This window comes from Pseudomonas sp. NFR16, from assembly GCF_900108875.1.
Classification (GTDB): Bacteria; Pseudomonadota; Gammaproteobacteria; order Pseudomonadales; family Pseudomonadaceae; genus Aquipseudomonas.
The window spans coordinates 1,875,997-1,894,746 of sequence record NZ_FNYJ01000001.1; the positions used below are offsets into that span (position 1 = coordinate 1,875,997).

The 18,750-nt window shown below is 60.1% G+C and carries 18 protein-coding genes and 1 pseudogene; all 19 read right to left on the bottom strand.

Annotated features, from left to right (window positions below):
• Positions 1-11: 11 nt before the first annotated feature.
• Positions 12-341 (bottom strand): flagellar hook-basal body complex protein FliE, encoded by a 330-nt coding sequence (gene fliE, locus BMZ10_RS08335; RefSeq protein ID WP_093459663.1) that lies wholly within the window; start codon positions 339-341, stop codon positions 12-14.
• 245 nt (positions 342-586) lie between these two features.
• Positions 587-2,014, bottom strand: coding sequence for a sigma-54-dependent transcriptional regulator (locus tag BMZ10_RS08340; RefSeq protein WP_093459666.1), 1,428 nt, complete (start codon positions 2,012-2,014; stop codon positions 587-589).
• Positions 2,011-3,240, bottom strand: coding sequence for a sensor histidine kinase (locus BMZ10_RS08345; protein ID WP_093459669.1), 1,230 nt, complete (start codon positions 3,238-3,240; stop codon positions 2,011-2,013). The genes BMZ10_RS08340 and BMZ10_RS08345 overlap by 4 nt, the downstream gene beginning before the upstream one ends.
• Positions 3,241-3,362: 122 nt before the next feature.
• Positions 3,363-4,838 (bottom strand): transcriptional regulator FleQ, encoded by a 1,476-nt coding sequence (fleQ, locus tag BMZ10_RS08350; RefSeq protein WP_093459672.1) that lies wholly within the window; start codon positions 4,836-4,838, stop codon positions 3,363-3,365.
• A 170-nt stretch (positions 4,839-5,008) separates the two neighbouring features.
• Positions 5,009-5,305 (bottom strand): flagellar protein FliT, encoded by a 297-nt coding sequence (gene fliT / locus BMZ10_RS08355; RefSeq protein ID WP_093459675.1) that lies wholly within the window; start codon positions 5,303-5,305, stop codon positions 5,009-5,011.
• 10 nt (positions 5,306-5,315) lie between these two features.
• The gene (fliS, locus tag BMZ10_RS08360) at positions 5,316-5,711 is read right to left on the bottom strand and encodes a flagellar export chaperone FliS (RefSeq protein WP_093459678.1); all 396 of its coding nucleotides are present in this window, start codon (positions 5,709-5,711) and stop codon (positions 5,316-5,318) included.
• Between the two features lie 122 nt (positions 5,712-5,833).
• Entirely contained in the window at positions 5,834-7,276 is a 1,443-nt protein-coding gene (gene fliD, locus BMZ10_RS08365; RefSeq protein ID WP_093459681.1) for a flagellar filament capping protein FliD, read from the bottom strand.
• 76 nt (positions 7,277-7,352) lie between these two features.
• Positions 7,353-7,733 carry a flagellar protein FlaG gene (locus BMZ10_RS08370; RefSeq protein WP_093459684.1) on the bottom strand — a complete coding sequence of 127 codons (381 nt, stop codon included), beginning with the start codon at positions 7,731-7,733 and terminating at the stop codon, positions 7,353-7,355.
• A 73-nt stretch (positions 7,734-7,806) separates the two neighbouring features.
• The gene (locus BMZ10_RS08375) at positions 7,807-8,655 is read right to left on the bottom strand and encodes a flagellin domain-containing protein (protein ID WP_093459687.1); all 849 of its coding nucleotides are present in this window, start codon (positions 8,653-8,655) and stop codon (positions 7,807-7,809) included.
• A gap of 293 nt (positions 8,656-8,948) precedes the next feature.
• Entirely contained in the window at positions 8,949-10,082 is a 1,134-nt protein-coding gene (locus tag BMZ10_RS08385) for a flagellin N-terminal helical domain-containing protein (RefSeq protein ID WP_093459694.1), read from the bottom strand.
• Between the two features lie 164 nt (positions 10,083-10,246).
• Entirely contained in the window at positions 10,247-10,573 is a 327-nt protein-coding gene (locus BMZ10_RS27395; RefSeq protein ID WP_143070272.1) for a hypothetical protein, read from the bottom strand.
• A 111-nt stretch (positions 10,574-10,684) separates the two neighbouring features.
• Positions 10,685-10,978, bottom strand: coding sequence for a hypothetical protein (locus BMZ10_RS08390; protein ID WP_093459697.1), 294 nt, complete (start codon positions 10,976-10,978; stop codon positions 10,685-10,687).
• Positions 10,975-12,270 carry a motility associated factor glycosyltransferase family protein gene (locus BMZ10_RS08395; RefSeq protein ID WP_093459700.1) on the bottom strand — a complete coding sequence of 432 codons (1,296 nt, stop codon included), beginning with the start codon at positions 12,268-12,270 and terminating at the stop codon, positions 10,975-10,977. The genes BMZ10_RS08390 and BMZ10_RS08395 overlap by 4 nt, the downstream gene beginning before the upstream one ends.
• A gap of 77 nt (positions 12,271-12,347) precedes the next feature.
• Positions 12,348-13,280 (bottom strand): ketoacyl-ACP synthase III, encoded by a 933-nt coding sequence (locus tag BMZ10_RS08400; RefSeq protein ID WP_177182061.1) that lies wholly within the window; start codon positions 13,278-13,280, stop codon positions 12,348-12,350.
• 332 nt (positions 13,281-13,612) lie between these two features.
• Positions 13,613-14,666 (bottom strand): annotated as a pseudogene (pseI, locus tag BMZ10_RS08405) (pseudaminic acid synthase).
• An 89-nt stretch (positions 14,667-14,755) separates the two neighbouring features.
• Positions 14,756-15,826, bottom strand: coding sequence for a UDP-2,4-diacetamido-2,4,6-trideoxy-beta-L-altropyranose hydrolase (gene pseG, locus BMZ10_RS08410; RefSeq protein WP_093459706.1), 1,071 nt, complete (start codon positions 15,824-15,826; stop codon positions 14,756-14,758).
• Positions 15,826-16,572, bottom strand: a complete 747-nt coding sequence (gene pseF / locus BMZ10_RS08415; RefSeq protein ID WP_093459709.1) for a pseudaminic acid cytidylyltransferase — start codon at positions 16,570-16,572, stop codon at positions 15,826-15,828. Before pseF ends, pseG begins: the two co-directional genes overlap by 1 nt.
• Positions 16,573-16,583: 11 nt before the next feature.
• Positions 16,584-17,750: a UDP-4-amino-4,6-dideoxy-N-acetyl-beta-L-altrosamine transaminase gene (gene pseC, locus BMZ10_RS08420; protein ID WP_093459712.1), complete on the bottom strand. Its 1,167-nt coding sequence runs from the start codon at positions 17,748-17,750 to the stop codon at positions 16,584-16,586.
• Positions 17,747-18,748 carry a UDP-N-acetylglucosamine 4,6-dehydratase (inverting) gene (gene pseB / locus BMZ10_RS08425; RefSeq protein WP_093459715.1) on the bottom strand — a complete coding sequence of 334 codons (1,002 nt, stop codon included), beginning with the start codon at positions 18,746-18,748 and terminating at the stop codon, positions 17,747-17,749. The genes pseC and pseB overlap by 4 nt, the downstream gene beginning before the upstream one ends.
• Between the last annotated feature and the right edge of the window lie 2 nt (positions 18,749-18,750).

Sequence of the window (18,750 nt, forward strand, 5' to 3'; positions counted from 1 at the left end):
TTAAATCGTCCTCAAACCGGCATTTGCATGATGTCTTGGTACGCCTGAACCAGCTTGTTGCGCACCTGGGTCAGCGCCTGAAACGAAACGCTGGCTTTCTGCGAGGAGATCATCACGTCAGTGAGATCCACACCGCTCTTGCCCATCTCGAAAGCAGTCGCCAGCTGGTTGGATGCCTGCTGGGTGTCGTTGACCTTGTTCACGGCCATGCCGAGCATGTCGGAAAAGCTGCTTGCACCCACTTGTTCCGGAGCCGCGATGGCTTTGGGTCTGGCCATGGCGTCCATCTGCATGGAGCGCATGTCCAACATCAAGCGATTAAATTCAACACCTTGGTTCATGGACGTCTCTCTCAAAAGGGCCGCAAATTTTTGACACGGATTCAGCGGTTACCCATGTAGTAGCAACAACGGTGCCAGACCAATAGCGGCACATTGCCACCTTTCAATGAAAGTATTGAGGTGTTAAGGACGGAGCATTTGGAACGGCAGGCGCGCTGGCCTGCCACCGCGGTTCGCCAGTCACAAGAGAGGTGGCTGACACGGCGCAATCGCAGGCAAGCACGCTTCTACAGGGCTTATTTCATTCAGCTGGCGAACAGATAACCTTCGACATCCATCCCTGCATCGCGCATCTGCGCCAGTTTGTAGCGCAGGGTGCGCGGGCTGATGCCCAGGCGCTCGGCGGCTTCCTTGCGGCGGCCGCGCTCGGCGCGCAGGGTGTCGATGATCATCTGAAACTCGCGGCGACGCAGATCCTCTCCCAGGGCACCGGCCTGCTCAGCGCCACCCACCTCCGGTGACGAATCCATGACGCTGGACGTTGTCGGCACGCCGGGCAAAACCTGAAGGACAGGGGCAGCGGCCGGGATCGACGCGAAAGTGATCGGCCCGGCCAGACAGAAGTCCTGCGCCTGAATCACCCCGCCCTGCTGCAGAATGAGTGCGCGCTGCACGGCGTTGTCCAGTTCTCGAACATTGCCCGGCCAGCTGTATTCGACCAGACACTTTTGCGCATCGGCCGACAAACGAACCGGCGCGTGCTTCATTTTATTGACGTGCTTGGCGAGCAATCGCTCAGCCAGCGGCAGGATATCGGCGGGCCGCTGACGCAACGCCTGCCACGCCAGCGGAAACACCGACAGCCGGTAGAACAAGTCTTCACGGAAGCGCCCCGCCGCCACTTCGCCCGCCAGATCACGGTTGGTGGTCGCCAGCACGCGGATGTCCAGCTCGATCGGCTTGCGCGCACCGACGCGCTCCACTTCCCGCTCCTGCAGCACGCGCAGCAACTTGGCCTGCAGCCCCATCGGCATCTCGGAAATTTCGTCGAGCAGAATCGTGCCGCCGTCAGCCTGCTCGAACTTGCCCGCCTGCGCGGCAATGGCGCCGGTGAACGAGCCTTTTTCATGGCCGAACAACGTCGCTTCGAGCATGTTGTCCGGAATCGCCGCGCAATTGATGGCAATGAAGGGTTTGCCGGCGCGCGGCGATTGCTGATGAATGAACCGCGCCAGCACTTCCTTGCCCGTCCCCGACTCGCCGGAGATCAGCACGGTGGAATCGCTCTTCGCCACGCGGCTGGCCAGATTGAGCAACTGCACGCTGGCAGGCTCGACGGCAATCGGACCCTCGCCGTCAGCTGGCCCGAGTCGACCCAGCGCGTGACGCGCCACCAGCGCCAGCAGCGCCTTGGGTTCGAACGGCTTGACCAGATAATCGGCGGCGCCTTGACGCATGGCTTCCACCGCACGATCGACCGCGCCGTGGGCCGTCATCAACAGCACCGGCAATTGCGGGTAGCGGCTGCGCAACTGCGCCAGCAGCTGATGACCGTCCATGCCAGGCATGTTGACGTCGCTGACCACCAGACTGAATGACGCCTCGCCCGCAGCCTGCAGCGCTTCTTCGGCCGAGCCGACAGCCTGATAATCGTGACCGGCCAGCTCGAGCGTTTCGCCCAGGGCTTCGCGCAGGGAATGATCGTCCTCGACCAGCAATACCTTGATCGTCATGAATAATTACCCGTCCCGCCGGTGCCCGGAACCAGCGGCAAGGAAACGATGGCACAGGTGCCGCGCCCCGGACGCGAACGGAATTGCACCTGCCCCTGGTGAGCGCGAGCAACCGCCATGACCACAGCCAGTCCCAGACCGGTTCCGGTGGTTTTGGTGGTGAAGAAAGGCTCGCCGATACGCGCCAGCGCCGCAGGCTCGATGCCGCTGCCGCTGTCACTGATGCACACCCGCAGCCTGTTGCCGCGGTTGTACGCATGAATCTTGACGCGCGCCTGACCGGCACTCGCCTGCACCGCATTTTCGATAAGGTTGAGCAGCGCGCCGACCAGCGTGTCGCGATTGCAGAGCAGTTCGCCGTGCGGGCTGTTGCACTGCCAGCGCACGGCGACATCGCGTACGTGCGTCTGCGCAGCGGACTCCAGCGCCGACACCAGCGCCGCCGGACTGACACGGTCGGTCAGCGGCAGCTCGCCACGGGCGAACACCAGCATGTCACGCACTTGATGCTCAAGCTCATGCAGCCGCTCTTTGAGCCGCCCGGCAAACCGTTGCTGGGTCTCGACATTCAGCGCCTGCTCTGTCAAATGGCTGGCGTAGATCATGGCCGCCGACAAGGGCGTGCGGATCTGATGGGCGAGCGAGGCCACCATGCGCCCCAGCGACGACAAACGTTCATGACGCGCCAGCTGGCTTTGCAGATGACGGGTTTCAGTCAGGTCGTTGAGCAGCACCAATTGCCCGGGCTCGGCGTCCAGCGAACGCGTCGCGATCGACAGCCGACGACCGTCCTTGAGGGAAATTTCATGGCCGTCGTCTTCGCGCGGAGCGAAGCAGCGGGTGATGACATGACGCCAGAGCATGCCCACCAAAGGCTCTCCGAGCAGGTCGCACGCTGCCGGATTGGCTTCGCGGACCATCCCGGTGCCGTCAATGACGATGACGCCACCCGGCAGCAAGTCCAGCAGGTTCTGCAGACGGTTGGCCAAACGCTCCTTCTCCGCCAGCTCTTGCATGCGCTGAGCACTGACCACCGCCAGTTCGCCCTTGAGCTCGGTGACGCGGGCTTCCAGCAAGCTGTACGAGTCAGTCAGCTGCGTCGACATCTGATTGAACCACGCGAAAGCATGTTCGAGCCCTTGCGGATTTTCCACTTCCAGGGACGGCTGCACGTGCGAACCCGCCGGTAAGACAGGTTCGGAAGACATCTGAGCGGCCTGAGGCATAGTTGATCTCTCGTGTGGCGAACCGTCAGTAAACGGTGTGATACACGAGACTTAGCAATCCTCATGCCGAAAAAAAACCGCTGAAAAATCAGCGGTTTGTTTTTCAGGGCGTCAAACGAGTGTCAGTCGTCGCCCTGATCGTCCCCTTCACGGCGGCTCATTCCATACTTTCGCATCTTCTCCACCAGCGTGGTACGGCGGATGCGCAGACGCTCGGCGGCGCGTGCCACAATGCCGTTGGCATCGTCGAGCGCCTGCTGGATCAGCCCCTGCTCCAGACCACCGAGGTAATCCTTCAGGTCAAGGCCTTCCGGAGGCAGCATGGCACCGTTGGCGAAATTGGGCGTATGACCGTTGATGGCCACACGCTCTTCCAGATCACTGCGCAGACTGTCGACCAACTGCTCGTCTTCGTCGTCAACGTAGCGGAATTTCTTAGGCAGCTCGGCCACGCCGATCACGCCATATGGATGCATGATCGCCATGCGCTCGACCAGGTTGGCCAGCTCCCGCACATTGCCCGGCCAGCCATGACGGCACAGCGACATGATTGCGGCGGAATTGAAACGGATCGAACCGCGCTTCTCGTGCTCCATGCGCGAGATCAGTTCATTCATCAGCAGCGGAATGTCTTCCACACGCTCGCGCAGCGGCGCCATTTCAATTGGGAACACGTTGAGACGGTAGTAAAGGTCTTCGCGGAAGCCACCGCTCTCGATCATGTCTTCGAGATTCTTGTGGGTGGCGGCAATGATGCGCACGTCGACGCTCTGCGTCTTGTTGCTGCCCACGCGCTCGAAGGTGCGTTCCTGCAGCACGCGCAGCAGCTTGACCTGCATCGGCAGCGGCATGTCACCGATTTCATCGAGGAACAGCGTACCGCCATTGGCGAGCTCGAAACGTCCCGCACGACTGGTGATCGCACCGGTGAATGCGCCCTTCTCGTGACCGAACAGTTCGCTCTCGAGCAATTCGGCGGGAATGGCGCCGCAGTTGACCGGCACGAAAGGCGCGTCGCGGCGCTTGGAGTGATAGTGCAGGTTGCGCGCGACCACTTCCTTGCCGGTACCCGATTCGCCAAGGATCAACACACTGGCGTCGGTGTCGGCCACTTGCTGCATCATCTGGCGGACATGCTGAATGGCCCGGCTGGTGCCGACCAGACTGCGGAAAAGATTGGGCTCGCGCTGGCGGCCACGCTCACGGGCCTGATCGTACATCTCGCGATAGACCTGGGCGCGGTGCAGGGAATCCAGCAGCTTGCTGTAGCTGGGCGGCATTTCGACGGTAGACAAAACCCGCCGACGCAGGTCTTCTGCGAGCTCGACAGAAGAATTTTCGCCCATCAGCAGAACCGGAAGGAACTCATCCCATGCAGCGATGGTCTTAAGCAGCCCTTGGAGACTGCCCGGCGTATTGACAGAGCCGACCAGTACGCAAAGGACTTCCCGAGTGGATGCCAGAGAGCCCACCACTTGCTGCCAGTCAGTGCTGGAGCAGGAGAGGTTCTCATCGCCGAGAAAATTCAGAATCACCGCCATGTCACGGCGGCGCTGGCTATCGTCATCGATCAGCAGAATTTTGATTTCACGCCACATGCAATAGCAACTTCCCTAGTCAACTCGATGCCCATTCAGGGGCAAGCTTGGCTTATGTATGGTCCGCAGAGACGCCACAGAAACCAGAAATTAGTGAACATCACTAGTTAAGTCAAAAAACCGTACACAGTCAATTTTATGGCGCACAAAATTTTTCGATCAACCAAGCGTCAACCAAACAGATGGTAAACCTTTGCAGCGCTTTTCGCTCGCTGGATCTGCGACATTTCATCGACAATCGCCTGACGTTCGCCCACGGCGACGTCAATCATCTGCCTGTACACGCCCAGCAGCTCCTCCAGATTGCTGCGCAACTCAGGCTCATCGTCGCTCGCCTGACTGATCACTTCATCGACACAGGCACGGCAGGCCAGATCGAGTTGGCCGATCGCCTCCCAATCGCGCTGAGCGAGAGCATCGACCAAGGCCTCACGGGTTTCTTCGATTCGCTTGAGTGCAACACTCATGGTGGTCTCCTTACAGCGCGGGTTGCTGTTCGCCGATGGCATCCCAACCTTCTTTGACGGTGGTCAGCAATTCACTGACCTCGTCGAGGATGCGGGGATCGGACTTGATATTGGCCTGAGCCAGACGCTTCATCATGTACACGTAGAGATTGTCGACGTGGGCCAGTTCTTCTGCCTGCTTTTCCATGTCCAGCCCTTCGCGCAGGCCACCGATGATCTCGATCGCCTTGCCGATGAGGACGCCCTTGGCCGGCACATCCTTGCGACCGATGGCGCCTTTGGCCTGGGCAATACGATCCAGGCCGGCTTCCATCAGCATTTGTACCAGCCGATGCGGGGTCGCCACGGCGGTCTGGGCTTGTGAATTGACCTTCTGATACTGCCGAAGGGCTGCCATACGGTTCATGTTCTTACCTCGCACAACTCGAAGTTTTCTATATTCAGGGTATCGACACGGCCTGAAAAAACTTTAAGGCCAGATGCCAAAAACCCGGCACTTGGGCCGGGTCTCTGAGCGGTCGTCAACGATCAGCTCTTGGACGCATTGAGCGAGTCGAAGAACGAGGTGATGCTGGTCGCCGAGGCCTTGAGTTGTCCGACCAGCAAGTCCATTGCGTTGTACTTGGCCGTCAAGGTCGCAGTCAGCGTCGTGACGCGCAAGTCCAGGGCAGTCTGCTGAAGCTGAAGATCATTCTGCTGTTTGTTCAGGCTGGTGGTGCGCGTCGCGAGGATGCCGCCCGTCTGGGTGTAAGGCGTGATTGCCGCATTCATTCGCGCGATCAATCCATTGCTGCCGTCGCCCGTGCCGCTGAACAATTGCTGCACATCACCCGCCAGGCCTTTGGCCATGGCCGCGTCGAATTTGGTGCTGTCCAGAGAGAGCGTGCCATCGGTCTGAGCAGTAGTGATTCCCAACTGGGACAACACCGAAAGATTTCCACCCGCGCCGGTGGTGACCAGCTCATTGCGCAGCGCCGACAGGATCGAACGCGGCATGGAGTCACCGGTCAGGGCGGCGGGCGTGACAGTCGCACCGGTGTCTTTATCCGGCGTGTCGCTGATCGTGGCTTTGGTCACCGTACTGATGGCCTTGACCACAGAATTGTAGGAATCGATGAATGCCTGCAGCGACGTCTTCAGACCGTCGGTGTTGGTCGCGACGGTGACCGTGACCGGAGCCTCCACACTGCCTGGCAGCAATGTCATCGAAACACCGCCCAGGTTTTTGTCGATGGTGTTGCTCTTGCTGGTGAAGTTGAAGCCGTCGATGGTGACGTCCGCATTCACCGGCATGCTGCCGATGTAACCGGCAGAACTGGCGGAAGTCGTGTCCACCGGGACCCCGGCATTGATCTGTAAACCAGTGATATCGCTGGTTGTGGTGATGTCAGAGCCAAGGCCGGTCGCCGTCGAACCAAACACCAGACGCGAGCCATTGGCGTCCGTGATGATGTTGGCGCTGATATTGGTGGTTTTGGTGTCGGCGTTGATCTGCTTGGCGATCGAAGCCAGGGTTGCACCATCGGCGATGGTGTAGGTCTTGCCAATGCCATTTTGACTGACGGTAAGGGAACCACCAGTCGGAATAGCACTGGTCGTGGCGCTGCCGGCGAATGCGGCGGTGGCGACACTGGAACTGGTTGCCAGCTGGTTCACGGTCACCGTGTGGGTGCCTGGAACAGCGCTGTTGTCGGAGGTCACGCTGACTTTGGTGGCGTCCGAAGAAGTTGCGGCATAGCCTGCGAATTGAAGCTTGCTGGTAGTGCCTGAAGGCGGCTTGAGCAATGTCTGAAACGCCGACAACGCCGATTGCAGCGTGCCGATGCCCGAGAGCTTGGTGGTGACCAGTTTGGTCTGGGTGGTGATCTGCGTCTGCTTCGCCAATTTGTCAGAGTTGACCAGCGCACTGACGATATCGCCAATAGCCAGGCCAGACCCGAGGCCGGTTGAAGGGGTAATTGGACTAGCCATGTAAGTCTCCTTTCAGTTTGAGTCGGTCTTTTGACTGTTCAAAGCTCAAAATAACCGCGTTCACGTTTCATGCCATTTAAACTTTTGCGTCAAACAACAGGCTGTGTGCGTTCTGCAGACTGTCGGCAATTTTCAGGGCCTCGGCGGACGGCAACTGGCGTACGACCTCACCCGTTTCACTGGCAATCACCTTCACAACAACTTTTCCCGACGCCTCATCGATAGAGAATTCAAGATTACGTCGCACTGACTGAACGAATTTTTCGATTTCCTGCACGGCGGTTTTCAAGGCCTGCGAGTTATCTCCGGATCCTGAGTCTTTACTCGACGCCGTATCTGCGTTGCTGGCCGAAGCCGGGGCAGTGACGACTTGAGGGACGGCAGCCGGCTTCTCCGCGACTACAGGCACCGGTTGCACAGCAGCGTAAGACAAGTTCAGCTTTGCGCTAATATCCATGCCCACTCACCTCTCAAAGTAAAAAAGCGGGAGAGTACGCAAGCACACTCCCCCGCCAAAACTCATTCCGATATTACTGAAGCAGTTTCAGTACAGCGGAAGGCAGTTGGTTAGCCTGGGCCAGAACAGCGGTGGAAGCCTGTTGCAGAGTTTGCTGTTTGGTCAGGTTAGCGGTCTCGGCTGCGAAGTCGGTGTCCTGAATACGGCCCAGTGCAGCGGTGGCGTTTTCGTTGACGTTCTGCAGGTTGGAGATGGTGCTGGTCAGACGGTTTTGCGAAGCACCCAGGTCAGCACGGGTGCTGTTGATCTTGGCCAGAGCCGCGTCGATCGAAGTGATCGCCTTGTCGATGTTGCCCGAAGCAGTGGCGCTGGTGCCGGAGATGGCAACCGAACCGCTGGCAACCGACAGAGAGGTTGCGTCGAACTTGCCGGTCAGGGTCAGGGTGATCTGGTTAGCCGAACCTACGTCCGAACCTACTTGCAGAGTCATGCTGCCAGCCGAACCGTCCAGCAGGTTCTTGCCGTTGAGGTTGGTCGAAGCGGAGATACGGGTCAGTTCGTCCGACATCTGAGCGAATTCAGCGTTCAGAGCGGTACGGTCAGCAGAACCGTTGGTGTCGTTTCGTGACTGTACAGCCAGTTCACGCATACGCTGCAGAATGTTGGTGGATTCTTGCAGAGCGCCTTCAGCGGTCTGAGCCATCGAGATACCGTCGTTGGCGTTCTTGATTGCTACAGTCTGACCACGGATTTGCGAAGTTTCGCGGGTAGCGATCTGCAGACCAGCGGCGTCGTCTTTGGCGCTGTTGATTTTCAGGCCGGAAGACAGACGGGTCATCGAGGTTGCCAGAGCATCGGAGGACTTGCCCAGGTTCTTCTGAACAGCCAGGGAGGCAACGTTAGTGTTTACGCTTAAAGACATGATGAATTCCTCGTTGGTTGGGTGCTGCGGCTTTCCGGCCCTGGCAACCGCCGGGTGTGGCCTAGAGAACCTTCGTAATGTTTATCGTCGTGGTTGCAAGGAGCTTGAGGCCTTTTTGAAAATTTTTTGCCACCAGAGCGCCACCCCTGCTTTTGACGGGGGTTACACAGCGTTTCGGCCCGACCTGCCCAAGCTTTAATCCAGACGCCAAGCCCTTTATTTCCAACGAGTTTTGCCAGGACGCGCCGATGGGCGCGCCCCTTTCATGCATGACTCCGATTAGCGCTGAGGCCTTACTGCAGCAGCTTGAGCACCGCCGCCGGTAGCTGATTGGCCTGTGCCAGGATGGCGGTCGAGGCTTGCTGGAGGGTTTGTTGTTTGGTCAGCTCGGCGGTTTCAGCTGCGAAGTCAACGTCCTCGATCTGCCCGCGGGAGGCCTCGGCGTTTTTCGTCATGTTTTGCAGGTTCTGAATCGCACTGGTCATGCGATTTTGATTTGCCCCCAAATCAGCGCGGGCAGCATTGATCTGACTGATCGCTTTATCGATGGACTGGATGGTGTACTCGATATTCTCGATGCGCGCCGCTTTGTTAAGGCTAACGTCCGTTGCCTGCGCGTCAGCCACAGTTTTTTCGGCATCAAATACTGCTTTTTTGGCAGTGTTCAGCGCGTCAATATCAGCCTGGACGGGCGACGCAATAGCCGCGAAAGTCGTTTCAGCCGTCACCAGGTCTGCCTTCGCGGTTGTCACCGCATCGGTCATCACCTGCGTCACGGAATTGCTATCGGTGTTTCTCGCACCGGTCCCATCGATTGACAGGGGGGTGTATTGGCCTTTGACGATTGCTTTGGAGCCACTGGTAGTAGCACTTGCTGCCACCGCTGGCCGATCCTCGCGGGCCGCAAAAATCGTCTCGCTGGAGAAGTCATCACTCAGCGAAAGACTGATTTTTTCCGTGGCACCAACATTCGCACCCACTTGAAAACTTAGCTCTCCCGCGCTGCCGTCGAGCAGATTCAACTCTGCACCGAACGTCGTACCTTTGGCCGTTCGAGACACCTCAGCCGACAATTTTTGAAACTCGAGATTCAGAGCATCTCGCTCTTTCGGTCCTTTATCTCCGTTCGTTGCTTGCAGGGCTATATCGCGCATGCGCTGCAAATTATTCATGGTCTGATCGAGCGCACCTTCAGCCGATTGAATAATAGAAATGGCGGCGCCTGCATTTCGCATAGCGGCGGTCATTCCGCGAACTTGAGTGGTGAGTCTAGATGCAAGCTGCAACCCCGCAGCATCATCCTTGGCGCTATTGATCCGCAACCCCGAAGACAATCGAGTCATTGCGGTACTCAATGAATCCGAAGAGCGGTTCAAGTTGCGTTGGACAGACAGCGACGCGATATTGGTATTTACGGTTAAAGCCATTTTGAATTCCCTCGTTGATAGAAACGGCAGGCTTTCAGCAAAGCGGGGAAGTCCATTTCTCCCGGAAAACCTACAACTTCTTTATCGACGAGCCCTCACCGGGCTTTAATTAAAACCGGACAGTGAAAGTGTGCCATCACGACAAATGCCGGATAAATAACCGGCTAACTACATGACCGACGGCAAAAATATTTATTTAATGAAAACAGGCCGCGACAGTGCCTTTTAACATTAAACCTATAAAACTCAGCGTAGGAATATTCTTTGATTAAGAATTGCGTGGCGCCAATACTGTTGTGATGGTCAAGCCGCCAACCGGTTTGAAAGATATATAAAGCCGGAAGAAGTCCTTGATAAATCCGCCGCTTCGCAGGCTTCTGGACCAGTTCCCGGCCTTCGGCAAACACGATGCAGCCGGGGGCCACGTCGCGGTTGATGATGCTGACGCCTTGGGCGGCTTCGTCCAGGTACCGATCAATGACCGCGCGCACCTGTAGATCACGCCCGTCCGGCAAGAGATTGCTGATTTACCGCGAGGTTTAATCCAGCAGCCCTTCGCGGCCCAGCACGGGTATGTCGAGTTGTTTACGCATGCAATGTCCTCATTGGGAGGGCGCGCCAGGCGCGTGCGCCGAAGGGTCCGAACCGACGAGCGCCACCCACTCATATTCCAGCCAGTCCGCGACGCCGATCCAGTCTTGCCGTTCCTGGCAGGCAAGTATCGCGCTCAACACCTGCGCCCACGCCTGCTGCGCTGTTAAAGGGCGCTGGACGATCAGGGGCATGGCGGCCTCGATGAGCTCGACCGTCTTGAGCGCCGCCTCGATGTCACGGCCCAAGCGGAACAGCAAAGCGCACTGCTGGGCATCGCTGACGATGCGGGCTTCGGAAATCATGGCGCGGTCCAGTCCGGGTCGAATTCAGTGCCGACGATCAGTGCGCCGTCACGGCTGGTATTGAAAAAACGAACCTCAGGGTGCTGAACGATATAGCGCTCGAGCTCGATCAGGTAGCTGCGAAAGTTGAGCTGGGTCCTGACCTTCTCGCCGCGCCCGTCGTGCACCCAGTGCCGGGATATCCCGACCTGCGGGCCGAGGTCGCCATCGTCCCAACCGGTGTGGGTTTTGTTGCCGGGGAAAGCAAAGTCCGCCCCGAACAAAGTAATCCTCGCAGCGCCCATCTTCACCGCCAGATCGATGGCCGGATGGATCACGCTCCCGGCCACGAACAGCTGCGCGCGCGGCACCTGCTGACGGATCTCTGCGTACAGCGGGCTGCTCGAATAACCGACGTAACGCGGCCCTTGCCAGCCGGCGAGCAGTTCGGCGTCGATTCTCGGCAGATACACCAGCGTCATGAGGGCCGAATCATCAGGCGGCAGGTGTCGCGAAGTGATGTTGTGATCAATGCTGACCACCACGTCCGGGAGGATGCCTTGCCTGCGCAGCGGAACCAGCGCGGTGTCCACGCAGATCAGCAGCGGCCGCTCTGGCAACTGACTCAGCGCTCGCAGCCGCGGCAAGTGCTGCTGCAGGCTGGGGCCGGTCGCAATGACGAACGCGTCACGACCGGTTTGCGTGCCGAACAGGCCCGCGACGTCCGGGTCGGACTCCAGCAGTTTCATACCCTGCTCCAGCAGTCGCCGGTTTTCGGGATGACGGGGATCGAAAGGCTGATTGTTGAAGCCGACATGCACCTCGCTCACCAGCCGGTCGCGGATGCGTGCATTGGCATCGTCGCTGAGTACCAGCTCGGCAGGCAGTGCGAAGAAAGGCAGCCGGATTTCAGGATGGTCAGCCGCGTAATGCAGGCTGATGCGCGGGTCGTCGAGCCAGTCGTCCTGTTCCAGCGACTGCAGCACCAGCATGAACAAAGCGCCGTTGAGGATGTGGACGTGCACCTGATCGGCGGCTGTGGAGGCCAGCAGCACACGCTGCAAATCCCCAAGACCGGTGCCGTAGACATGCAGCTGCGGACTGTCTGGCGGCAGGCTCGCCGCCTGCTGCTGCGCTTCCTTGATGCGGTCATGTCGGCTGGTGAGCTGGATGCCGCCAACGCTGAGGGTCGGACTGGGCCCTTCGAGCAGCTCGACGGAGAGCGCCAGGCTCTCTTCGGCGAGCAGACGTTGCATGACATGCGGCCAACGCTGCATCAGGACAGCACCGTTGCGCTGGAAAATGTCGCTCATCAAAGACGTCCATTCAATGATCGGGCATGACACGAAACGGCGACCTGCCGGTCAGGTCGCCGTAGGGATGACTCAGTTCACGGACGATAAAGGATCGCCGATCCCCATGACAACCCGACGCCGAAACCACTGACCGCGATGCGCTTCCAGCTGGAGTTGAGCACGTGCTTTTCGAGCAGCAGCGGAATGCTCGACGACACGGTATTGCCGGTCTCCAGCATGTCCTTGACGAATTTCTCGGGCGCCTTGCCGTCTTCGAAACGACGCGCGACGGCGTCGACGATGGCAGCGCTGCCCTGGTGGATGCAGAAGGCATCGATGTCGCTCGATTGCAGCCCTGAATCACTGAGCAGCTCGTTCAGGTGCGCTGGCACCTTGACCAGCGCGAAGTTGAACACCTGACGACCGTTCATGAAAAACGCGCCATCGGTGGTCTTGAGGAATTCCGCGCCCGAGCCGTCGGTGCCGAACATGGATTTGCCCAACTGCCACGGCGCGTCTTCGCCCAGCCAGGTCGCCGTGGCGGCGTCGCCGAACAGCATGGTGGTGTTGCGGTCTTCAGGGTCGACGATCTTCGAGTACGGGTCGGCGGTGATCAGCAGGCCGTTTTTCAGACCGGCGGCTTCCATGAAGCCCTTGATCGCATAGATGCCGTAGACGTAACCGGAGCAGCCCAGCGAGATATCGAACGCGGCCACGCGGGTGGTCAGACCCAGCTTGTGCTGAACGATGGCGGCGGTGTGCGGCAGGCCTTCCTCGTCGCCGTTCTGAGTGACGACAATCAGCACGTCGATGGCGTCGCGGGACAGGCCAGGGTTGTTGGCGAACAGCTGGTTCGCGGCTTCGACGCACAGATCCGAAGTTTCCTGAGCGTCATCCTTGCGTGGCAGAAAAGCAGAACCGATCTTGCCCAGGATGAACTCTTCATCCTTCCCGAATTTGGCACCCTGCGCGTAATTGTCAACGCCGGCTGCAGGCACGTAACTCGCTATGCTTTTAATGCCAATCATCATGGCTTCCCAATAAAAAACTGCTGAACATCACCCGGCGCCCAGAGGCGGGGCATTGAAAATCTGGGGCTTGAGGCCTGAAAAAGAGGCAACGGGAAAACGACGGCGCGCCCAGAAAGTCTCTGGAATCAGCCTGATGCCTTCACTGCCTGCAAGCACGATACAGTGAAGATGCCCGTTATGACTCATAGGTCACCAAAAGTTTTACAAGCTTTTAGCTGACCGATGAGTGCTGTGCAAGGGCGGATTGGACTTCAGACAGGCAATTGACATGAAGATGTCACGCGATTGTGGCGCAAGCGCATTGCGCTACGGCGCGGGCCGGTTGCGCGTCAGCCGATCACATCCCAGCTCAATGCCGTGCCGCGCAGCAACGCGTGCCTGGCCTTGCGACCGAGTACGGCATCGATGTGTTTTGGGCGCAAGCCCCAGCCCCGGCCGGATGGCGCGTACATTGTCCTTGCTGAAGGCTTCGCCTTCGGCGATGTCGCGCACCACGTAAAGCGAGCGGCGATACTGCAGCGACTTCTGTTCTGCCTGGGTGGCGCCGTACTGCACGTGACCCAGGCCTTGCCAGGCACGTTCGGTTTCAGTAACCAGGCTGGCCATTTCCGCAGGTTCCAGCGAGAAACTGGCGTCCACGCCGCCTTCGGCCCGGTCGAGGGTGAAGTGCTTTTCGATGACCGTCGCGCCCATCGCCACCGCTGCCACGGAGACGCCGACGCCCATGGTGTGATCGGACAACCCGACCTGGCAGCCGAACAGCCCGGCCAGATGCGGGATCGTGCGGATATGGCTGTTGATCGGCGTGGCCGGGTACGTGCTGGTGCACTTGAGCAGGACCAGATCCTTGCAGCCCGCTTGCCGCGCGGCACGCACGCTCTCATCGAGCTCGGCGACGCTGGCCATGCCGGTGGAAATGATCATCGGCTTGCCGGTCGCCGCCACTTTGCGGATCAGCGGGATGTCGGTGTTTTCGAAGCTGGCGATCTTGTAGGCCGGCACATCGAGGCTTTCCAGAAAGTCCACGGCGGTCTCGTCGAACGGCGTGGAAAACGCCAGCAGGCCCAGTTCGCGGGCACGGGCGAAAATCGGTGCGTGCCACTCCCATGGCGTGTGCGCCTGCTCATATAACGCGTACAGCGACGTGCCCGCCCACAGGCTGTTCGGGTCCTTGATGAAGAATTCGCCTTCGGCGATGTCCAGCGTCATCGTGTCGGCGGTGTAGGTCTGCAGCTTCAGCGCGTGGGCGCCCGCCCCGGCCGCCGCTTCGACGATGCGCAGCGCCTGCTCCAGCGACTGATTATGGTTGCCGCTCATCTCGGCAATGATGAAAGGCGGGGCATCGGGACCGATCGTCCGGGATCCGATCTTGAATTGACTCATCGTCGCTCACTCGTGCAATGACGCTCGACCGGCAGCACGCCGGTCAGAAGAATAGGTCGGGCAGTGCGCCGCGCGCCCTGCCCTGTCTGTCAGTTATCGGCCGCTGCGGCCAATGCATCAGCGATGCGTCTGGCCCCGCGACCGTCCACCAGCGCGCGGGAACGGTCGGCGTACGCCTGACGCAACGCAGGATCTTCGCGCAGACTCGCCACGGCCGAGGTCAGCCGCTGCGGCGCCAGGTCCTCGTGACGGCCCAGATACAGGTGTACGCCTGCCTCGGCGAGCAGTTGCGCATTGAGCTGCTGATTATTGGCCACGGAAATGCAAAGGGTCGGCAAACCCAGCGCCGCTCGCTCCCAAGTGGTCCCGCCGCCAGCGCCAATGAACAGATCGGCCTGCTGCATCAGCGAAAAAAAGTCGCTGACCTGGGTGTACAAGCGCCAGCCCGGATGCGCGTCCACCCGTGCACTCATTGTCTCCCAGTGCGGGTTGTGCAGACCGGCGACGAAATCCACCTGCAAATCGGCAAACCCCTGCAGCGCCAGCATCGTGGCATGGACCTGCCCCGCCGCATCGAAACCACCGAAGTTCACCAATACCCGCTCAACCTTCGGCCTGATCGGGATAGGCTCGCACTGGAACTCATCGCGCATCAAGGCGAAACGCGGGCCGAGAAAGGTCTGGCATCGCGCGTCGATCCATCGGGCGTAAGGCGTGTCCAGCGCCTGAGCGGTGTAGTTCTGGTCCAGCAGGACATCGACCGCGTGGGGCCGATTGGCCAGATCGTCGATCGCCATCAGCCGTCTGGCGAAGGGCCGTGCGGCCTTTTCCCAGCGCGCGTCCAGACCGTAATGATCGACGATCAGCCAGTCGAATTGCGCCTCGTCACTCAGTTGCCCTGCGAGGGCGTCAATGTCCTCCTGCCAGGGCAGAGAAGACTCGATGGTTGCGCCTTGCGACTGCTGCTCGTAGCGTTCAGGCAGCGGATAAGTGATGAACGACTGCTCGGCCAGCCGCTGAAGCAGATGCCCCGGCAACTGTCGACAGGCGAAGCGCACATCGGCACCGTCGCGACGCAGCACGTTGGCCAGGGTCACGCAGCGGGCGATATGGCCGCTGCCGATGGTCATCGAGGCGTCGGCGCGGATCAGTACACGCATCAGTCCAGTTCTCCGCCGGCCTTGAGGGCTGCATAAAGGTATTCGGCGCGCAGCCAGTCCTGCGGCTCATCGATATCCTGTACCAGATGCCGGGGCAGGATCACCGGCAGGCTCAGGTCCGAATAAACCGCGTCACCACGCAACCAGGCCTCGCTGCGTCCCCAGTAGAATTGCGCCGCATCCTGATAAGCGGCGGGCAAATCCTGCGAGCGCACGTTGCGAAACTCCGGGTACAACGCCTGCAGACTGCCCTGTTCGTTGATCGTCAACGCGCGCTGCACCGGAAAGCCGAAGCTGGACACTGCAAATGCGAAGGACTTCTCCGGCGCGCTGTGCAACGCGTCCAGCCCCTGACTCAGAAAACGCGCTTGCAGCAACGGCGCTGTGGCGTAGAGGCAGCAGGTGTAATCGAAGCGCTGCTGCAGCGCGCCGATGGCATGCTGGATGACGGCGACGGTGCCGGTGTGGGCATCGGCGAGATCGGCCGGGCGCATGAACGGCACGTCGGCACCGTAAGCGCGGGCGACCTCGGCAATGCGCTCGTCGTCAGTGCTGACGATGACCTGATCGAACAGGCCGCTGTTCAACGCCACGCGGATGGACCGCGCGATGATCGGTTCGCCGCTGAAGGGTTTGATGTTCTTGCCGGGAATGCGCTGGCTGCCGCCACGCGCGGGAATGACCGCCAGGGCGCTCCCGACTTTTTTTCCCTGCCAGAGTCGCTCGTGTTCGGTCAGCTTGCGCATGCGCATTCCATTCAGTCAGATTCGACCAACAGTCGCTTGAGCTGGTCGATCACAAAATCGTGTTGTTCGTCAGTCATCGCCGGAAACAGCGGAAGGCTGATGGCCTCGTGGTAATAGGCCTCGGCCTGCGGAAAATCGCCGGGGCGAAATCCAAGGTCGCGATAATACGGCTGCAGATGCACCGGGATGTAGTGAAGGTTGACCCCGACGCCCGCCTCGCGCAAGCCCTCGAACACTTCGCGGTGACTCAGGCGCAGGCGCGCAGTCTGCAGTCGCACCACATACAGGTGCCACGCCGACTCGGCGTCGGGCTCGGACGTCGGCAGTTGCAAGGCAAGGCCCGCCAGCCGGGTCTGATAGCGCTCGGCAAGCTGGCGACGTCGGGCGAGAAACGCGTCGAGCTTGTTCAGCTGGGACAGACCGAGCGCCGCCTGCATGTCGGTGATGCGGTAATTGAAACCCAGCTCGATCTGCTGATAGTACCAGGGGCCGTGGCTCGGTTGGTCCATGTGCGCCGGATCGCGGGTCATGCCGTGGCTGCGCAGGCGCTGTAAACGCTCGGCCAGCTCGGCGCGATTGGTCAGCACCAGCCCGCCCTCGCCAGTGGTGACGATTTTCACCGGGTGGAAGCTGAACACCGTCATGTCAGCGAAATCACCACAGCCCACCGGCCGTCCTGCGTACCGTGCGCCGACCGCGTGAGAGGCGTCTTCGATGACCGTGAAACCGTAACGACGCGACAGCGCCGCGATCTGGCGCATGTCGCAGCTCTGTCCGGAAAACGCCACCGCGACCAGCACGTTGGGCAGCGTTGCATCACGCTCGGCGGCCTCAAGCTTGAGCGCCAGCGCCTTCACGTCGATGTTCCAGGTGAGCGGATCGATGTCGACGAAATCGACATCGGCCCCGCAGTAACGCCCGCAGTTGGCTGATGCAAGAAAGGTGTTGGGGCTGGTCCAGAGTCGGTCGCCCTGCCCCAGCCCCGCGGCCAGACAGGCAATGTGCAGCGCCGCCGTTGCGTTGCACACCGCAACGCCATAGCCCGCTTCACACCGCTGCGCCATCGCCGCTTCGAAACGTTCGATGGTCGGCCCCTGGGTCAGCCAGTCGGACTTGAGCACCTCGACCACGGCGTCGATGTCCGCCTGATCAAGGCTCTGCTTGCCATACGGAATCATGGCTTGACGTCGGCATGCAGCTCGCCGATCTGGCGGACCGAGAGAAACTCGGGGTTGGTGTCCGAGCGATACTCGAAGTCATCACTCACCGCCTCACGTTTTTCGCCGGTGGCATCGATGGCGAAATCGGTGTCTACGTTGTTGAACCGGATCGACGGCACGATGGTGTAGTGATCGCCGAACTCCAGCGTCATGCGCGCATCGTCCTGCGGCACCATCAGCTCGTGCAGCTTTTCACCGGGCCGGATGCCGACGATTTTGTGCGGCAGATCGGCGGCCATGGCTTGGGCCAGGTCGACGATGCGCACCGATGGAATCTTCGGTACGAACACTTCGCCGCCGTGCATGCGCTCGAAGCTCTGCATCACGAAATCGACGCCGTGATCCAGGGTGATCCAGAACCGGGTCATGCGCGGATCGGTGATCGGCAACTCGTGAGCGCCGCCCGCGATCAGTTTGTTGAAGAACGGCACGATGGAACCCCGCGATCCGGCGACGTTGCCGTAGCGAACCACGGCGAAACGCGTCTGCTCTTCGCCGCCGATGTTGTTGGCGGCGACGAACAGTTTGTCGGACAGCAGCTTGGTGGCGCCGTACAGGTTGATCGGGCTGGCCGCCTTGTCGGTGGACAGCGCGATCACCTTCTTCACGCCATTGGCAATGGCCGCCGCGATGATGTTCTCGGCGCCATTGACGTTGGTGCGGATGAACTCGGTGGGGTTGTACTCCGCCGCCGGCACATGCTTGAGCGCCGCCGCGTGCACCACGTAATCGATGCCGCGCATGCCTTGCTGAAGACGCTCGGCATCGCGCACATCACCCAGAAAATAACGCATGCACGGTGCGTTGAATTCCTGCTGCATCTCGTACTGCTTGAGCTCATCGCGGGAGAACACCACCACGCGCCGGGGCTGATAACGCGCCAGCAGCGTGCGGATGAACTGGCGACCGAACGAGCCGGTCGCGCCTGAGATGAACACTGATTTACCGTTGAACATGA

Bases quoted from the DNA above. Each gene is read 5' to 3' on its own strand.
- BMZ10_RS08370 (WP_093459684.1), bottom strand. From the start codon at position 7,733: ATGGATATTAGCGCAAAGCTGAACTTGTCTTACGCTGCTGTGCAACCG.
- fliD (WP_093459681.1), bottom strand. From the start codon at position 7,276: ATGGCTAGTCCAATTACCCCTTCAACCGGCCTCGGGTCTGGCCTGGCT.
- pseC (WP_093459712.1), bottom strand. From the start codon at position 17,750: ATGATTCCGTATGGCAAGCAGAGCCTTGATCAGGCGGACATCGACGCC.
- fleQ (WP_093459672.1), bottom strand. From the start codon at position 4,838: ATGTGGCGTGAAATCAAAATTCTGCTGATCGATGACGATAGCCAGCGC.
- BMZ10_RS08400 (WP_177182061.1), bottom strand. From the start codon at position 13,280: ATGATTGGCATTAAAAGCATAGCGAGTTACGTGCCTGCAGCCGGCGTT.
- pseG (WP_093459706.1), bottom strand. From the start codon at position 15,826: ATGCGTGTACTGATCCGCGCCGACGCCTCGATGACCATCGGCAGCGGC.
- fliE (WP_093459663.1), bottom strand. From the start codon at position 341: ATGAACCAAGGTGTTGAATTTAATCGCTTGATGTTGGACATGCGCTCC.
- pseB (WP_093459715.1), bottom strand. From the start codon at position 18,748: ATGTTCAACGGTAAATCAGTGTTCATCTCAGGCGCGACCGGCTCGTTC.
- BMZ10_RS08390 (WP_093459697.1), bottom strand. From the start codon at position 10,978: ATGATTTCCGAAGCCCGCATCGTCAGCGATGCCCAGCAGTGCGCTTTG.
- BMZ10_RS08375 (WP_093459687.1), bottom strand. From the start codon at position 8,655: ATGTCTTTAAGCGTAAACACTAACGTTGCCTCCCTGGCTGTTCAGAAG.
- BMZ10_RS08395 (WP_093459700.1), bottom strand. From the start codon at position 12,270: ATGAGCGACATTTTCCAGCGCAACGGTGCTGTCCTGATGCAGCGTTGG.
- BMZ10_RS08385 (WP_093459694.1), bottom strand. From the start codon at position 10,082: ATGGCTTTAACCGTAAATACCAATATCGCGTCGCTGTCTGTCCAACGC.
- fliS (WP_093459678.1), bottom strand. From the start codon at position 5,711: ATGAACCGTATGGCAGCCCTTCGGCAGTATCAGAAGGTCAATTCACAA.
- fliT (WP_093459675.1), bottom strand. From the start codon at position 5,305: ATGAGTGTTGCACTCAAGCGAATCGAAGAAACCCGTGAGGCCTTGGTC.
- pseF (WP_093459709.1), bottom strand. From the start codon at position 16,572: ATGCGCAAGCTGACCGAACACGAGCGACTCTGGCAGGGAAAAAAAGTC.
- BMZ10_RS08340 (WP_093459666.1), bottom strand. From the start codon at position 2,014: ATGACGATCAAGGTATTGCTGGTCGAGGACGATCATTCCCTGCGCGAA.
- BMZ10_RS08345 (WP_093459669.1), bottom strand. From the start codon at position 3,240: ATGCCTCAGGCCGCTCAGATGTCTTCCGAACCTGTCTTACCGGCGGGT.